The organism is Nocardioides sp., assembly GCF_035503875.1.
GTDB lineage: Bacteria > Actinomycetota > Actinomycetes > Propionibacteriales > Nocardioidaceae > Nocardioides.
Genome location: NZ_DATJTA010000089.1, coordinates 49,259 through 64,773, shown reverse-complemented (window position 1 = coordinate 64,773; position 15,515 = coordinate 49,259). Strand labels below are relative to the sequence as shown.

At 71.8% G+C, this 15,515-nt stretch carries 15 protein-coding genes; 8 read left to right on the top strand and 7 right to left on the bottom strand.

Going from position 1 to position 15,515, the window contains the following annotated elements; all coding sequences use genetic code 11:
- The first annotated feature begins 78 nt into the window (after positions 1 to 78).
- The 5 genes from VMF51_RS21335 to VMF51_RS21315 are packed head-to-tail and all read left to right on the top strand — an operon-like array spanning position 79 to position 4,147.
- Entirely contained in the window at positions 79 to 1,080 is a 1,002-nt protein-coding gene (locus VMF51_RS21335; RefSeq protein WP_325476487.1) for a hypothetical protein, read from the top strand.
- Between the two features lie 59 nt (positions 1,081 to 1,139).
- On the top strand, positions 1,140 to 1,904 hold the full coding sequence (locus VMF51_RS21330) for an SURF1 family protein (RefSeq protein WP_325476486.1): 765 nt from the start codon (positions 1,140 to 1,142) through the stop codon (positions 1,902 to 1,904).
- Positions 1,901 to 2,296 carry a DUF3817 domain-containing protein gene (locus VMF51_RS21325; RefSeq protein WP_325476485.1) on the top strand — a complete coding sequence of 132 codons (396 nt, stop codon included), beginning with the start codon at positions 1,901 to 1,903 and terminating at the stop codon, positions 2,294 to 2,296. The genes VMF51_RS21330 and VMF51_RS21325 overlap by 4 nt, the downstream gene beginning before the upstream one ends.
- Positions 2,297 to 2,299: 3 nt before the next feature.
- Positions 2,300 to 3,124 carry a patatin-like phospholipase family protein gene (locus tag VMF51_RS21320; protein ID WP_325476484.1) on the top strand — a complete coding sequence of 275 codons (825 nt, stop codon included), beginning with the start codon at positions 2,300 to 2,302 and terminating at the stop codon, positions 3,122 to 3,124.
- A 3-nt stretch (positions 3,125 to 3,127) separates the two neighbouring features.
- The gene (locus VMF51_RS21315) at positions 3,128 to 4,147 is read left to right on the top strand and encodes a 1-acyl-sn-glycerol-3-phosphate acyltransferase (protein ID WP_325476483.1); all 1,020 of its coding nucleotides are present in this window, start codon (positions 3,128 to 3,130) and stop codon (positions 4,145 to 4,147) included.
- Positions 4,148 to 4,159: 12 nt separating this feature from the next.
- On the opposite strand, the gene VMF51_RS21310 is transcribed toward VMF51_RS21315, so the two are convergent.
- On the bottom strand, positions 4,160 to 4,831 hold the full coding sequence (locus VMF51_RS21310; protein WP_325476482.1) for a hypothetical protein: 672 nt from the start codon (positions 4,829 to 4,831) through the stop codon (positions 4,160 to 4,162).
- A gap of 198 nt (positions 4,832 to 5,029) precedes the next feature.
- Here VMF51_RS21310 and VMF51_RS21305 point away from each other — a divergent pair, with 198 nt between their 5' ends.
- Both VMF51_RS21305 and VMF51_RS21300 read left to right on the top strand, forming a co-directional pair.
- Entirely contained in the window at positions 5,030 to 5,542 is a 513-nt protein-coding gene (locus tag VMF51_RS21305; protein ID WP_325476481.1) for a peptidylprolyl isomerase, read from the top strand.
- 12 nt (positions 5,543 to 5,554) lie between these two features.
- On the top strand, positions 5,555 to 6,493 hold the full coding sequence (locus VMF51_RS21300; protein ID WP_325476480.1) for a rhomboid family intramembrane serine protease: 939 nt from the start codon (positions 5,555 to 5,557) through the stop codon (positions 6,491 to 6,493).
- A gap of 239 nt (positions 6,494 to 6,732) precedes the next feature.
- On the opposite strand, the gene VMF51_RS21295 is transcribed toward VMF51_RS21300, so the two are convergent.
- On the bottom strand, positions 6,733 to 7,203 hold the full coding sequence (locus tag VMF51_RS21295) for a cell division protein CrgA (protein ID WP_325476479.1): 471 nt from the start codon (positions 7,201 to 7,203) through the stop codon (positions 6,733 to 6,735).
- A 69-nt stretch (positions 7,204 to 7,272) separates the two neighbouring features.
- On the opposite strand from VMF51_RS21295, the gene VMF51_RS21290 reads away from it, so the two are divergent.
- Positions 7,273 to 8,046: a DUF881 domain-containing protein gene (locus VMF51_RS21290; protein WP_325476478.1), complete on the top strand. Its 774-nt coding sequence runs from the start codon at positions 7,273 to 7,275 to the stop codon at positions 8,044 to 8,046.
- Here VMF51_RS21290 and pknB read toward each other — a convergent pair.
- Genes pknB through VMF51_RS21265 form a run of 5 tightly spaced genes read right to left on the bottom strand, consistent with a single transcriptional unit; the run spans position 7,988 to position 15,510 of the window.
- The gene (pknB, locus tag VMF51_RS21285) at positions 7,988 to 9,844 is read right to left on the bottom strand and encodes a Stk1 family PASTA domain-containing Ser/Thr kinase (RefSeq protein WP_325476477.1); all 1,857 of its coding nucleotides are present in this window, start codon (positions 9,842 to 9,844) and stop codon (positions 7,988 to 7,990) included. The genes VMF51_RS21290 and pknB overlap by 59 nt on opposite strands.
- On the bottom strand, positions 9,841 to 11,352 hold the full coding sequence (locus VMF51_RS21280) for a serine/threonine protein kinase (RefSeq protein ID WP_325476476.1): 1,512 nt from the start codon (positions 11,350 to 11,352) through the stop codon (positions 9,841 to 9,843). The genes pknB and VMF51_RS21280 overlap by 4 nt, the downstream gene beginning before the upstream one ends.
- On the bottom strand, positions 11,349 to 12,821 hold the full coding sequence (locus tag VMF51_RS21275; protein ID WP_325476475.1) for a penicillin-binding protein 2: 1,473 nt from the start codon (positions 12,819 to 12,821) through the stop codon (positions 11,349 to 11,351). Before VMF51_RS21275 ends, VMF51_RS21280 begins: the two co-directional genes overlap by 4 nt.
- The gene (locus VMF51_RS21270) at positions 12,818 to 14,194 is read right to left on the bottom strand and encodes an FtsW/RodA/SpoVE family cell cycle protein (RefSeq protein ID WP_414689491.1); all 1,377 of its coding nucleotides are present in this window, start codon (positions 14,192 to 14,194) and stop codon (positions 12,818 to 12,820) included. Before VMF51_RS21270 ends, VMF51_RS21275 begins: the two co-directional genes overlap by 4 nt.
- A 20-nt stretch (positions 14,195 to 14,214) precedes the next feature.
- Positions 14,215 to 15,510, bottom strand: a complete 1,296-nt coding sequence (locus VMF51_RS21265) for a PP2C family protein-serine/threonine phosphatase (protein ID WP_325476473.1) — start codon at positions 15,508 to 15,510, stop codon at positions 14,215 to 14,217.
- Positions 15,511 to 15,515: the final 5 nt, after the last annotated feature.

The following is a 15,515-nucleotide window of genomic DNA, read 5'->3' as shown; positions in this document are numbered from 1 at the left end:
CACGAGGACGACGGACCCCTCGTGGCGATTAAGGAGTTCTCTCACGAGGGCGTCCCGCTTTACCTACGATGGTGCGACGTGGACTCCCAACTGAAGAAGACCCCTCTGCGACGCGGTGCACTCGCCGCGCTCACCACGGCTGGGCTGCTGCTCGGCTCCCTCATCTCCGCCGCCCCCGCCCAGGCGGCGCCCGGTCAGGGCGACCTGACCGTGACCATCACGGACCCGTCCGGGGCGAAGCTGCGCGGTGCGATCTACGCCCTCCCGGAAGGGACGACCGGGTTCGGCGGCTCGGGACTCAGGCCCTTCTACGGCGCGGACACCGCCCAGATCCCGGCCGGCGGGTACGGCGTCGTCGCCATGACCCCCTGGGGCGGCATGCTGTGCGCCGGCGTGAGCCCCTGCGACACCGAGATCATGTTCGGATCGGGTGAGGTCTCGGTGACCTCGGTCGTCGAGGTCCCCGACGAGGGCGCCGCGAACCTCGCCCTCAGCGCGCCGGCGCCGGCCACCGTCACGGGGACCTCCCGGGTGGGCGACGAGCTGACGATCGACTTCTCGGAGCAGATGGACCGGCTCGCCACCACCTTCGGCGGCGGTCTCGGCGGGCTGAACGTCCAGTGGCTGCGTGACGGCAAGGTCATCTCCGGCGCGGCAGGAACGTCGTACCGGATCGACCTCCGCGACGTCGGCCACACCATCGCGCCGCGGCTGTCCTGGTCGTTCCTCCTCGCCGGCGAGCTCTTCAGCGGCGCGTACGCCCCGAACGACAGCCGGACGCTGGCCGGGCGGCAGGTCGCCAAGGTCCGGACGACGACGAAGGCGACCACCTTCAGGAAGGTCATCCCGGCCGGGCGCGCCAAGAGCGCGTGGGTCGACGTCGTCGCCCGGGGCGGCGAGGTGACCGGGAAGGTGACCGTCCAGGTCGGCAAGTGGAAGCGCACCAAGCGGCTGTGGAACGGCGACACCCGCGTCCTGCTGCCCAAGCTGAAGCGCGGCCGGTACGCCGTGAAGGTGTCGTACCTCGGCACGGACGTCTTCGCGCCCTCCAAGGACCGGTTCGTCGTCCGCGTGAGGTAGCCCTCACCGCACCAGCACCGACGGACGTCGGTCGGGGCACGCCACCTATCCTGGGAGGCGTGCCCCGACTGCTTCAGCCACGTCTGCTGGGCGCGCACCTGCTGGCGCTCGTGCTGGTGTCGACCGCGGGGCTGCTGGGCTACTGGCAGTACGGCTCCTGGCAGGAGCGCCGCGCCGCCGAGGCGGCCGACCTCAGCGACCTCGAGCCCGAGCCGCTGGACGACGTCATCGGCCCCGACGACCCGTTCCCGGCCGACAAGGTCGGCCAGCCGGTCGAGGTCGGCGGCATCTGGGTGCCCACCGGCACCGTCTACGTCTCCGGCCGCGAGCACGACGGCCAGGACGGCTACTGGGTCGTGACGCCGCTGGCCGTGGGCGACAGCGACGCACCCGCGCTGCCGATCGTCCGCGGCTGGGTCGCCGACCCCGACACGGCGCCCGCCCCGCCCACGGGACCGGCGGAGCTGGTCGCCTGGCTGCAGCCCACCCAGGGCACCAACGAGGTCGACACCGACCGCAGCGACGACATCCTGCCGCAGGTCCGTACGGCGGACCTGATCCAGCACGTCGACCAGGACCTCTACGGCGCGTACGCCGTCGCGCAGGAGCCGCTCGACGGCCTGGAGCCGGCCACGCTGGAACAGCTGCCCGACGCCGGGACCTTCACCGCCCTGAAGAACCTGCTCTACGCGATCGAGTGGTGGCTCTTCGGCGCCTTCGCCGCCTTCATCTGGTGGCGCTGGGTGCGCGACGTCACGCAGGCGCCGGCCGAGGAGGATGCGGACGAGGACGTGGAGAGCGACCCGGTACCGTCAAGGTCGTGAACCGCAACCTCACCGCCTACCGGGTGATGGCCACCATCGTGGGCGTCCTGCTCGTCGTCCTGATCCTGATCGGCGTGCCGCTCGCGAACTTCGACGGCTCCGGCATGTGGGGGTTCATCCCCTCGACGCCGTCGCTGGTCACCCCCGGCTCGGACGTGCAGCACCTCGGGGAGGCGATCACCGAGTACCTCGGCGTCGCGCACGGCTGGCTCTATATGATCTTCCTGGTGAGCGCCTTCCTGCTCGCCCGCCGGGAGGCGTGGGAGCCGTCGTTCACCGTCGTGACGCTGATCTGCGGCACGATCCCGGTGCTGAGCTTCTGGGCCGAGCACCGCGCCACCAAGCGCGTGCACGCCGAGGCCGCCGCCGACGCCCTCGAGCCCTCCGTCTAACCCATGACGACCGCGTTCGTCCTCGGTGGTGGGGGCGTGCTGGGCGCGGTCGAGGTCGGCATGCTGCGCGCCCTCCTGGAGCGCGACATCACCCCCGACCTGGTGCTCGGCACCAGTGTGGGTGCCCTCAACGGCGCGCTGGTCGCCCGGCAGCCCGATCTCGGCGTGGTCGAGCGGCTCACCGAGCTGTGGCGCGGGGCCAACGAGGCCGGCCGGGAGGTGTACGGCGACCGCCCGCTGCGGACCATGCGCCGCGCGGTTTCGACCGGCACCCACATCTACTCCTCGAAGCCGCTCAAGCAGCGGCTCACCGAGGAGCTGGGCGACACCACCTTCGAGCAGCTGCCCGTGCGGCTGCAGGTCTGCGCGGCCAGCATCGAGCGTGCCGCCGAGCACTGGTTCAGCACCGGCCCGGTCGTCGACGCCGTGGTCGCGAGCGCCGCCGTACCGGGACTGCTGCCGCCTGCGAAGGTGGGCGACGAGCACTTCCTCGACGGAGGCATCGTGAACTCCGTGCCCCTGGGCCGGGCCGTGGCGTTGGGCGCCACCCGCGTCTTCGTGCTCCAGGTCGGCCGGTTCGACCGACCGTTGACGGTGCCCCGCCGGCCCTGGGAGGTTGCCCGGGTGTCCTTCGAGATCGCCCGGCGCCACCGGTTCGTCCGCGAGCTCGAGGAGCTCCCGCCCGAGGTCGAGGCCCACGTGCTGCCCGCACGCGGCACCTCCGCGCGCGACGACAGCCTCTTTGGGAGCAAGGACTTCTCGACCGTGCAGGTCCGCATCGACGCGACGTACGACGCCTGCGCGACCTACCTCGACGAGCTGGGCTGACGCGTGCTGGCCTGGACGGTCCGGCGCTTCGTCGTGGCGCCGGCCGTGGTCGGACTGACCGTCCTGGTCTGGTTCTCCCTGCCGCTGTGGCTGGTGGCGGCCGCCGCCCTCTCGGCCTTCGTCCCGGGACGCTGGCGGGTCCTCCGGCTGCTCTGGATCGCCATCCTCTACCTCACGATCGAGGCGCTGGTGCTGCTGGTCATGTGGGGAGCCTGGTTCGCCTCGGGCTTCGGCCGCACGATCCGGCGGCCGTACTGGGAGGGGATCCACTACGACCTCGTGCAGGGCGTCATGTGGGTCTTCTTCCGCGAGGCGAAGCGGGTGCTGCGCCTGACGATCGAGACCGACGGTCCGTCGCCTGACGCCCACCCCGGCGTCCCGATCCTCGTCTGCAGCCGGCATGCCGGCCCCGGCGACTCGTTCACGCTGATCCACGCGCTGATGCACTGGTACAACCGCGAGCCGCGGGTGGTGCTCAAGGACACCCTGGCCTGGGACCCGATGATCGACGTCGTGCTGAACCGGATCCCCGCCCGGTTCATCACCCCGAACCCCGGCGAGGGGCAGGACCTGCAGTCGCAGATCGCCGCCCTGGCCCACGGGCTCGACGAGAACGACGCGTTCGTGATCTTCCCCGAGGGCGGCAACTTCACCGAGCGGCGCCGCGACCGGGCGATCGATCGGCTGCGCCGGCTCGGGATGGATCGGATGGCCGAGCGGGCGGAGGCGATGACCAACGTGCTGGCGCCGCGCCCGGGCGGCTTCCTCGCCGCGCTGGACGCCGCTCCCGACGCGGACGTCGTCCTCGTCGCGCACACCGGGCTCGACCACCTGCTCACCGTGGGTGACGTGTGGCGCGAGCTGCCGATGGACAAGCGGATCGTGATGCGCTGGTGGCAGGTGCCGCGGGCGGAGATCCCGCCGGGCCGGGAGGAGCGCATCGACTGGCTCTTCGCCTGGTGGGAGCGGATCGACCTCTGGATACAGCAGAACCGGCCCGAGGAGATCTCGGGCCGGTCCTGAGAACGGCTACTACTACTTCTTGCCCTCGTCGATCGGCACGACCTCGGCCGGGTCCTCGGGCGTGGTGACCGGGTGCGGGTCCTCGGCCTGGTCGGCGATCGCCTCGTCCGGCGAGGCGCCGCCCGGGTCGTCGGCGGCGACGGTCGGGGCGCCGGGTGCGCGCGGCGAGGTGGGACCGGACGGCGGCGGAGCCGGGACGTACGACGACTGCCAGCTGTCGCTCTCCTTGCTCCCCTGCAGCTTCTTGGCCGCGAACCCGGCGGCGCCGGCGACGAGCGCGAACAGCGCCACCTTCTTCAGCTTGCCGCCCTTCTTCTTCGGGGGCGGCTCGTTCTTGAGCTCGGCGACCTTCGCGTCGGCCAGCTCCTTGACGGCGCTGGCCTTCTCGGTGGCGATGCCGGCTCCGGTCGCGATCAGCGGGGCGGCCTTGGCCCGGGCATCGGCCACTACGGGCGCGGCCTTCTCGCGTGCGTCGGCAGCGGCGGCGGCAGCCCGGACGCGTGCGTCGGCCAGCGCCGGGCCGGCCTTCTCGCGCGCGTCGGAGATCGCCGGCCGGGCGGTGTCGTGGACGAATTCCTCGACGGCGTCGATGGCGTGCACGACGGCCGCTTCGACCTGGGGGCGAACCGAGTCGACGTACTCCGAGGCCTGGTCGAGGAGGGACTTCTTCTTGCGGAGACGCATCGCGTCACTTCCTCTCGTTCGGTCGTTGCCATTCGATCATGTCGCGCAAGCGGCGACCAGCGCGGCGAAGACCCGCAGCAGCGGGATGCTTGCAGACCGTGCGAGGATCGACGAGGCACGACGAGAGATCGTCGTTGGCCTCCCGTACCCACATCAGCGCGCACGTTCACCTCGCGTCGTCACACCAGAAGGGCAGTCATGGCTGACCAGCAGGCCATCTTGAAGACCAACAAGGGCGACATCGTCATCACCCTGTTCCCGAACCACGCGCCGGAGACCGTCGCGAACTTCGTCGGCCTGGCCACCGGCGAGAAGTCGTACGACGCCGGCAACGGCAAGACCGGCCCGTTCTACGACGGCCTCGGCTTCCACCGCGTCATCGACGGCTTCATGATCCAGGGCGGCTGCCCGCTCGGCACCGGCACCGGCGGCCCCGGCTACACGTTCAAGGACGAGCCGCACCCCGAGCTCACCTTCGACAAGCCCTACCTGCTCGCCATGGCGAACGCCGGCCCGGGCACCAACGGCTCGCAGTTCTTCATCACCGTCGGCGCGACCACGTGGCTGAACTTCAAGCACACGATCTTCGGCGAGGTCGCCGACCAGGCCTCGCGCGACGTCGTCGACGCGATCGCCACGGTCAAGACCGGTCCCATGGACCGTCCCGTCGAGCCGATCGTGTTCGAGTCGGTCGAGATCGTCAACGCCTGAGCTCCACCTGACGTGACCCAACCTCCGACCCCCCAGGCCGGGGTGCCGACCTGCTACCGGCATCCCGGCCGGGAGTCGCACATCCGCTGCCAGCGCTGCAGCCGCTCGATCTGCCCCGACTGCATGCGCGACGCGGCCGTCGGGTTCCAGTGCCCGGAGTGCGTCGCCGAGGGCCGCAAGTCGACCCGCCAGGCGCGCACGGCGTACGGCGGGCTGCGGCCCACCAACGCCTCGATCACGACGATCGTGCTGATGGCGATCAACCTCGGCGTCTGGGTGGTGATCCAGGCGACCGGGCGCTACGGGTCGCGCCTGTACGAGCTCTTCGGCCTGACTCCCACCGGCACCTGCTCGCTGGACGACGGCGGCGGGTTCTACCCGGCGGTCGGCAGCGACGCGGTCTGCGCCCAGATCCCCAACACCGTCTGGGTGCCCGGGGTCGAGGACGGGTCGTACTGGCAGCTGCTCTCCTCGGCGTTCACCCACGTCGAGCTGTGGCACCTCGCCGTCAACATGCTCGCGCTGTACTTCCTCGGCCCGCAGCTGGAGATGGTGCTGGGCCGCGCCCGCTTCCTCGCGCTCTACGTGCTCTCCGGCCTGGCCGGCTCGGTGCTGGTCTACTGGGCCGCCGACCCGCAGGGCACCACCGTCGGTGCCTCCGGGGCGATCTTCGGCCTGATGGGCGCGCTGCTCGTCATCGCCCACAAGGTCGGCGGCAACGTCCAGCAGCTGCTGATGTGGCTCGGTCTGAACGCCGTCATCACCTTCACCGTCCCCAACGTCTCCTGGCAGGGACACCTCGGCGGCTTCCTGGGCGGTGCCCTGATCGCCGCGATGCTCGTCTACGCCCCCCGCGGCCCCCGTCGTACGACGTTCCAGGTCGCGGGCCTGGTCGCCTTCGCCGCGCTCCTCGCGGTCGCGGTCGTGCTCCGCTCGGCCTCCCTGGCCTGAGCCGCACCCTCTTCGCAAGCCCCCGGACGCCACGGTGTCCGGGGGCTTGTTGCCGCGCGTTCCGGGGAACCGAGGGGCCACGAGTTATCCCCAGCTGTGGACTTACATGTGGAGAACTACACGCGTGTAGTTCTCCACAGGGTTGTCCCCAGGTGTGCAAAACCGCCCGCCACCGGAGCGGTGACGGGCGGTTCTCGTGACGCGGTTGCGGCTGCGTCAGTCAGCAGCCGTGGATCAGATCACTCCCAACGCGTGGCGAAGGTGAAGCCGACGGCCATGAAGCCGATGCCGACGAAGAGGTTCTTCTGACCCAGGTCGTTCATCAACGGGATGCCGCCGGTGTCGGCGTCGTTGCTGAACAGGTAGAACGTGCAGATCCAGATCAGGCCGATGATGAAGCAGCCGAGCATGCCGACGACCACGCCGCGGCCGCGACCCAGCGGGGTCGAGGGGTGGGCCGAGATGGCGAGGCCGAGCAGCAGCAGGCCGAAGCCGATCAGGTAGTTCCAGTCGCCGAGGTCGGCCATGAACTTCGGGCTGCCCGGGTCGGGGGCGGGGATCGCGGTCGGGTCGACGCGGACGACGATGTAGTAGTACGCCATCCAGGCGATGCCCAGCACCATCAGCACCAGGGCGACGATGAACCTCGGCGACAGGACGGGGCCGCGGGCCGGGTCGGCAAAGGTCGGGGTGGCCTTCGACTTGGACACTGGTCTTGCTCCTCGGCTCGTGACGCGCCCGGGACGTCCGCCCACGGGTCGCGGGCTACCTTAGTCGTCGTGACAACCGAGCACCCGCACGCGGGTCCCTCCCGCTGGCGCCGACTGCTGCGCCCGTGGGCGATCGGCACGCCCGCGGTGGTGCTCGTGTGCGGTGGACTGTTCGTGGTCAGCTACCAGAACAGCGAGGGCATCGACCTGCGTCCGGGCCGCTACACCGACCTCGCCGACCTGGTCCGGACGGAGTCCGACCGGTACGAGCGCCTCGAGGACCGGGTCGCCGACCTCAACGACGAGGTGACCGCGCTGTCGGAGTCGGTCAACGACCGGACGGTGAACCGCTACCGGCGCCAGATCGAGCGGGTCGAGGACCCCGCAGGCATGGTCGAGCGCGAGGGGGAGGGCGTCACCGTCACGCTCACGGACTCGCCCCCGGAGCTCCTGGAGGCCGCCACCGAGTCCGGGGTGCGGCTCAGCGACTTCGTGGTCCACCAGCAGGACATCCAGGCGGTCGTCAACGCCCTGTGGCGCGGCGGCGCCGAGGCGGTCACCGTCCAGGGCAAGCGGATCGTGTCGACGACCGGGATCAAGTGCATCGGCAACTCGGTGACGCTGCAGGGCCAGCCCTACTCGCCGCCGTACGTCATCTCGGCGGTGGGCGACCAGGGCGACCTGCTCACGGCCCTCTCCGACGACGAGAACCTGCAGACCTACCGCCAGCAGGCCGAGGACCCCGACATCGCCATCGGCTGGGAGCTGGAGATCGAGGACGACCTCACCGCGCCGGCGTACGACGGCCTGCTCGACCTGTCGTACGCCGTGCCGATGGAGTGACGGGACCCGTCGACCGCTCGCTCTCCGCGCCCGGGAGCTCCGTGCCGGGATCGGCCGGGGGCGGGGTGATCCCCGGGTCCGTCGGCGTGGTCGGGGCGGTGGGCGTCGGGGTCGGCGTGGGCTCGACGTAGGTCGAGACGGTGAGGTAGACGATCGTCTGGTCGTCGTACTCCTTGTCGGGCGCCGGGTCCTGCTCGAACACCTGCCCGTTCGGGACCTCGGGGTGGTTGTCGTCCTCGAAGAAGCGGGGCACGAAGCCGAGGTCCTTGACGATCTGCTCGGCCTCCTGGCGGGTGCGCCCGACCAGGTTGGGCAGGGTCTCGCGGCCGTCGGAGTAGAACACCTTCACCGTCGAGCCGGTCGTGACTGGCGTGCCCGGCGGCGGATCCGTCCGGATGACCGCGCCCTCGTCCTCGTCGGACTTCTCCTCCTGCGGGTCGGCGACCAGGCCCAGGGCCTGCAGCTCCGCCACGACCTCGGCACGGTTGCGGCCGACCAGGTTGACCGGGATGGTCACCTGCGGCTGGCCGGTGGAGATGGTGAAGCCGACGGCGGTGCCCGGGTCGACGAAGAGCCCGGCGGTCGGCTCCTGGGAGCCCGGGATGACCCGGTTGGCCGGGACCTCGGTGCTGGCCTCGCGGCGGATCTCGCCGACCGCGAGGCCGGCCTCGCCGATCGCGGCGCGCGCGGACCGCTCGGTCATCCCGCCCAGGTCGGGGACCTCGTCCTGCTCGATCGGGGGCGGGAACAGCTTGGGCCACAGCAGCACCCCGCCGACGATCAGCGCGATCACCAGCAGGCCCAGGCCGACCAGCAGGCCGGTGCGCGGCCCGGTGTCCTCGGCCTCGGGCAGCGCCGTGCTCGTGGTCGCCGGGTCGGCGACCGGGGGGACCACCGTGGTGGCCGCGGTCGCCGGAGCGGGCGGCACGGTCGCCTGGACCGGACGGCCGGCGAGGTAGCGCTCGATGTCGCTGCGCATCGCCGCGGCGGACTGGTAGCGGTCCTCGAGCCGCTTGGTCAGCGCCTTCATCACGATGGCGTCGACCTCGGGCGGGAGCGAGGTGTCGTGGTCGGACGGCGGGAGCGCCTGCTCGCGGACGTGCTGGTAGGCGACCGCGACCGGGCTGTCGCCGACGAACGGCGGCCGGCCGGTGAGGAGCTCGTAGAGCAGGCAGCCGGTGGAGTAGACGTCCGAGCGCGAGTCGACGGTCTCGCCGCGCGCCTGCTCGGGGGAGAGGTACTGCGCGGTGCCCACCACGGCGGCCGTCTGGGTCATCGTGTTGGCGGCGTCGCTGACCGCCCGCGCGATGCCGAAGTCCATCACCTTCACGTCGCCGCTCGGCGTGAGCATCACGTTGCCGGGCTTGATGTCGCGGTGGATGATCCCGGCGCGGTGGCTGTAGTCGAGGGCGGAGAGCACGCCGCTGGTGATCTCCAGCGCGCGCTCGGGCAGGATCTTGCGGCCCTCGCGCAGGACGTCGCGCAGCGTGCGGCCGGCGACGTACTCCATGACGATGTAGGGCTGGGAGACGCCGGACCCGTCGGTGGCGGGCTCCTCGCCCGTGTCGTACACGGCGACGATCGAGGGGTGGTTCAGAGACGCGGACGACTGCGCCTCCCGGCGGAACCGGGCCTGGAACGTGGCGTCGCTGGCCAGGTCGGTGCGCAGCCGCTTGACCGCGACCACGCGGCCCAGCCGGGTGTCGGTGCCCTTGCGGACCTCGGCCATGCCGCCACGGCCCAGGAGCTCGCCGAGCTCGTAGCGTCCACCGACCGTCGTCGGCTGTGGGCTGCTCATCGGGGTGCGACCTCCCGGTCGGTCTGGGTCGGGCTGGTCGCCGGCTCGGAGACGCTCGGAGCGGGGGTCTCCGAGGGGGTCGGCTCCTCGGTCGGTGTCGGCGTCGGTGTCGGTGTCGGCGTCGGGGTGGGTGTCGGCGTCGGCTCCCGGGTCGGCGTCGGCGTGGGTGTCGGCGTGGGTCGCTCGCTCGGCGTCTCGGACGGCGTCTCGCTCGGCTCCTCCTCGGCGACCGGCCCCCAGTAGGAGACCTCCACCTCGGAGCCCTTCTCGAGGTTGCCGGACGGGTCGACGGACGAGACGTTGCCCTCGGTCCGCTCGCCCGGGTTGGCGACCTCGGTGGTGGTCACCTCCAGGCCGAGGTCGGCCAGCTCGTCGGCGACCTCCTCGACCGGCCGTCCGACGAAGTCGCTCTCGCGCACCCGCACGACCTCCGCGTCGTCCGTGGGACCGGACTCGTCGTCGCCGCTGGTGGCCAGCACCGCCGCGGTCACCGCGACCGCGCCGAGCAGCACCAGCAGCAGGATGATCAGCCAGCGGTTGCGGCGGCGGTCCTTCGACTCCTCCTCCGCGGTCGGCGTCGTGGTCGTCGCAGGCGCCTCGGCCGGGACCGGCGCGCCGAGCAGCTGGGTCTGCTGGGTGACGGGGGCGGCGACCTGGGTCGCGGCGGTGGCCGGGGCGCGCAGGGCCGCGGCGAGGGCGGCGCCGTCGGCGTACCGCTCGGCGGGGTCCTTCGCCAGGCACCGTCGTACGACGGCCGCGAGATAGGCGGGCACCTCGGGCGGGAGGTCCGGCACCGGGTCGTGCAGGTGCGCCAGCGCCGTCGCGACCGGCGACTCCTTGTCGAAGGGCCTGTGGCCCGCGAGGCACTCGAAGGCCACGACACCCAGTGCGTAGACGTCCGAGGCGGGGGTCGCGGTCTCGCCGCGGGCCTGCTCGGGGGAGAGGTACTGCGGGGTGCCCATGACCTGGCCGGTCTGGGTGATGCCGAGGCCCTCGGTCGCGCGGGCGATGCCGAAGTCGGTGATCTTCAGCTGGCGGCTCGGGGTGACGAGCAGGTTCGCGGGCTTCACGTCGCGGTGCACGATGCCGGCGGCGTGGGCGACGCCCAGCCCGTCGGCCGCCTGGGCGAGCAGCTCCCGGGTCGGCGCGGGGTCGAGGCCGGCACCCGCTCGCAGCAGCGCGGAGAGCGGCTGGCCGTCGACCAGCTCCATCACCAGGAACGGGCGGGGCACGCCGGAGCCGTCGGTCGCGTCGGCCTCGCCGAAGTCGTAGACCGAGGCGATGTTGGCGTGGTGCAGCGCCGCCGCGTGCCGGGCCTCGGTCTCGAAGCGGGACCGGAACGCGGGGTCGTCGGCGTACTCGGTCTTGAGGAGCTTGACGGCCACCTCGCGGTCGAGCGTGGTGTCGAACGCGCGCCACACCTCGCCCATGCCGCCGGTCGCGATGCGGCTGCGCAGCAGGTAGCGCCGCGCGTCGTCGGCGTACGTCTCCGGGGTCCCGGTCGTCACTTGATCACCGCTTCCATGACCGCCTTCGCGATCGGTCCGCCGATGGAGCCGCCGCCGATCTCACCGCGCGGGATGTCGGCCTTCTCGATCATCACCGCCACCGCCACCTCGGGGTCGTCGGCCGGGGCGAACGACACGAACCAGGCGTACGGCGGCACGTCGTCCTGCCCGCTCTGCGCCGTGCCGGTCTTGCCCGCGACCTGGACGCCGGGGATGGCGGCCGGGCGCGCGGTGCCGTCGTCGACGGTGTAGGTCATCAGGTCCGTCAGCACCTTCGCCGTGGACGGCTCGACCGCCTGCGAGAACTCCTCGGGCTGGGTGGTCTCCACGACGTCGAGGTCGGCCGACTGCACCTCGTCGACGACGTAGGGCCGCATCACGACGCCGTTGTTGGCGATCCCGGCCGCCACCATCGCCATCTGCAGCGGGGTGGAGCGGACCTCGAACTGGCCGATGCCGGCCTGGCCGGTCTGCGGCTCGTTGGCGTCGCGGGGGTACGTCGAGATCGCCTGCGGGCGCAGGTCCTCGAGGTAGTCGGAGTTGAACCCGAACGCCTCGGCCTGCTTCTGCATCTTGTCCTCGCCGACCTGGATCGCCAGCTGCGCGAACGTCGTGTTGCACGAGTTGCCCATGGCCTGGGTGAACGGGATCTGGTCGGTGCCGCAGGGCCGGCCCTCGTTGTCGATGAGGCCGGAGTCGCCGGTGGTCAGGGGCAGCTGGTAGCTGCTGCCGCCGGGCACCGGATCGTCGGCCGCCTCGGCCAGGCCGTCCTCGATGGCGGCGGCCGCGGTGACCAGCTTGAAGGTCGAGCCGGGCGGCAGGGTCTTCTGCGTGCCCCGGTTGAGCATCGGGTCGCCCTCGTCGGCGTTGAGCCGCTTCCAGGCCTGGTCGACCGCCGCCTTGTCGTGGGAGGCGAGCTCGTTGGGGTCGAAGGTCGGCGAGGTGACCATGGCCAGGATCTTGCCGGTCTTCGGCTCGAGGGCCACGACCGAGCCGCGGACGTCGCCGGGCACCTTCGAGAGCGCCGCGGACGCGGCGTCCTGGGCGGCCGGGTCGATGGTCAACCGGATGTTGCCGCCCTGGGTGCCCTGGTTGCTGAGCAGGTCGACGAGACGGGTCACGAAGAGCCGGTCGTCGTTGCCGGAGAGCACGTCGTTCTGGGTGCGCTCGAGCTGGCTGGCGCCGTACGCGTAGGCGAAGAAGCCGGTGAGCGGGGCGTACTTGAACGGCTTCTTGTAGGTGCGCAGGAACTCGTACTGGTCGTCGACGGGGACGCTCTCGGCGATCGCCTCGCGGCCGACGATGATCGAGCCGCGCTCGCGGGAGTACGCCGCGTCGAAGACCCGGCGGTTGTCGGCGCGGTCGTTGAGCGACTCGCTGCGGAAGTACTGCAGGTACGTCGCGTTGGCCATCAGCGCGAGGAAGAGGACCAGGCAGAAGATCGAGATGGTGCGGATGGGCTTGTTCATGGCAGTCGGACCACCTGCGTGGCCTCGGAGTCGGAGTCCTCGTCGTCGGCGGAGAGATCGGGCAGGGGACGGCGGGCCAGGTCGGAGACCCGCAGGAGCAGGGCGATGATCACCCAGTTCGCGACCAGCGAGGACCCGCCGGCCGAGAGGAACGGGGTGGTCAGGCCGGTCAGCGGGATCAGCCGGGTGACGCCGCCGATGACCACGAAGACCTGCAGCGCGAACACGCTGGCCAGGCCGGTCGCGAGCAGCTTCCCGAAGCCGTCGCGCGAGATCAGCGCCGCCCGCAGGCCGCGCTCGACGATGAGGCCGTAGAGGACCAGCACGGCGAGCACGCCGGTCAGTCCGAGCTCCTCGCCGATCGCGCCCATGATGAAGTCGGAGTTGGCGTACGAGATCCGCCAGGGGTTGCCCTCGCCGAAGCCGCGTCCCAGCAGACCGCCCCAGGCCATGCCGAACATCGACTCGACCAGTTGCCGGCTCTGGTCGCTGGTGCCCTCGCCGTAGTAGGAGAACGGGTCGATCCAGATGTCGAAGCGCCGCTGCACGTGCCCCGCGAGGGTGTACGCCGTCGCCGCGCCCGCGGCGAACAGCAGTCCGCCGACCACCAGCCAGCCCGGCCGCTCCGTCGAGACGTAGAGCATCACCAGGAAGAGGCCGAAGAAGAGCAGGCTCGAGCCGAGGTCGCGCTGGGCGACCAGGATCATCAGGCTGACGCCCCACATGGCGAGGATCGGACCGAGGTCGCGGCCGCGGGGCAGGTCGACGAAGAGCACCCGGCGCCCGGCCAGCGCGAGCGCGTCGCGGTGCAGCACGAGGTAGCCGGCGAACGTGATGACCAGCAGCACCTTGGCGATCTCGCCGGGCTGGAAGCTGAACGGGCCGACGCCGATCCAGATCTTCGCGCCGTTGATGGTCTTGCCGATGCCGGGGAGCATCGGCAGGACCAGCAGGACCAGGGCGGCCAGACCGCTGGTGTAGGTGAAGCGGGTCAACCGCCGGTGGTCGCGCAGCACGATCAGGGTGAGCGAGAACAGGACCACGCCGAGGGTCATCCAGGTCAGCTGGGCGCGGGCGACGTCGGAGTCGGGTCCCTTCGCCAGGTCGAGCCGGTGGATGACGGCCAGGCCGAGCCCGTTGAGCGCCGCCACGATCGGGAGCAGCACCGGATCGGCGTACGGCGCGACGAAGCGCACCACGAGGTGGGCGGCGATGGTCAGCGCGGCGAGCCAGCTGCTGTAGCCGACCATGTTGGCCGGGACCTCGCCCTGGACTCCGATCCCGACGGCGGCGTACGCCCCGATGCCGACGGCGAGCGCGAGGACGAGCAGGAACAGCTCCGCCCCGCGCCGTCGGCGGTGCACGAAGCCCATCAGTCCGGTGGTGGTGGTGCTCACGGCGCCACCCCGGTCGGCGTCGCGGCCGGCGCCATCCGCTCGACGAGGTTCTCGACGATCTTGCGGGCGTCCTCGAGGGAGCCGTTGCCCATGCCTTCGCTCAGCTGCTGCTGGTAGGTGTCGCCGAGCCGCTCGAGGTCGACGTTGGTCGTCTCGTACGGCTCCGAGAGGGAGATGCCGGGCAGGTCGGCGTTGACGCCGCGGAAGATGACGACCTCGCCGCCGTCCTCGGCGACGTAGTACTGCTGCTGGGTCCACGACCAGGCCGCCGCGACGGCGATCCACAGCAGCCCGACCAGCGCGAGGGTGAGGAGCAGCCGGGAGAGCCAGAGGAAGCGCGCGGGCGCCCGGGGTGCGTAGCGGATCGCCTCCGGGTCGACCGGGTCGGCGGGGATGCCGTAGTCGAGGTCGTCGGGCAGGCCGGGCACCGGGTCCAGCTCGCCGGTGTCGCCGGCGCGGGTGCCCCGGAACAGCGCTGGGCCGCGGGCGCCACGGCTGGGCCGTCGGCGCAGCTCGGCGGCCGCGCCCACCAGCTGGGGCTGCAGCGGCTGGCCGTCCAGGTCGGTGGCGGGGGAGCCGTCGGACTCCTCGACGTCGGCCACGACGCAGGTGACGTTGTCGGTGCTGCCGGCCTCGAGGCTGGCTCGGACCAGCTCGACCGCGGCGAAGTCGGGGGTGCCGTCGCCGAGGAGGGCGGTGAGCCGGGCGTCGTCGAGGACGCCGCTGGCGCCGTCGCTGCACAGCAGCAGGCGGTCACCGGGCACGAGCTCGAGGACGAACAGGTCGGGCTCGGCCTCGCGGACGCCGTCGAGCGCCTTGAGGATGATGTTGCGGTGCGGGTGCACCCGCGACTCGGCCTCGGTGATCCGGCCCTCGTCGATCAGGCTCTGCACGAAGGTGTGGTCGACGGTCAGCTGGCTCAGCTCACCGTCGCGCAGCAGGTACGCCCGGCTGTCGCCGACGTGGCCGAGGCCGATCCGACGGCCGTCGAAGAGCGCGACGGTGGCGGTCGTGCTGGTGCCGTTGAGGGCCGGGTCCTCGTCGACCAGCTCGGCGATCCGGTCGTGGGCGCGGTGCAGGGCACCCGCCACCGCGCCGAGCAGGTCCTCGCCGGGCTGCTCGTCGAGCTTGCGCAGCTGCTGGACCGCCGTGCTGGAGGCGATGTCGCCGCGCGCGGCCCCGCCCACGCCGTCGCAGACGGTGAGCAGCCAGGGGCCGGCGTACCCGGAGTCCTGGTTGTCGCGGCGGACCCGACCGACGTCGGAGAGCGCGGCGTACTGGAGGCGCAGCATCAGGA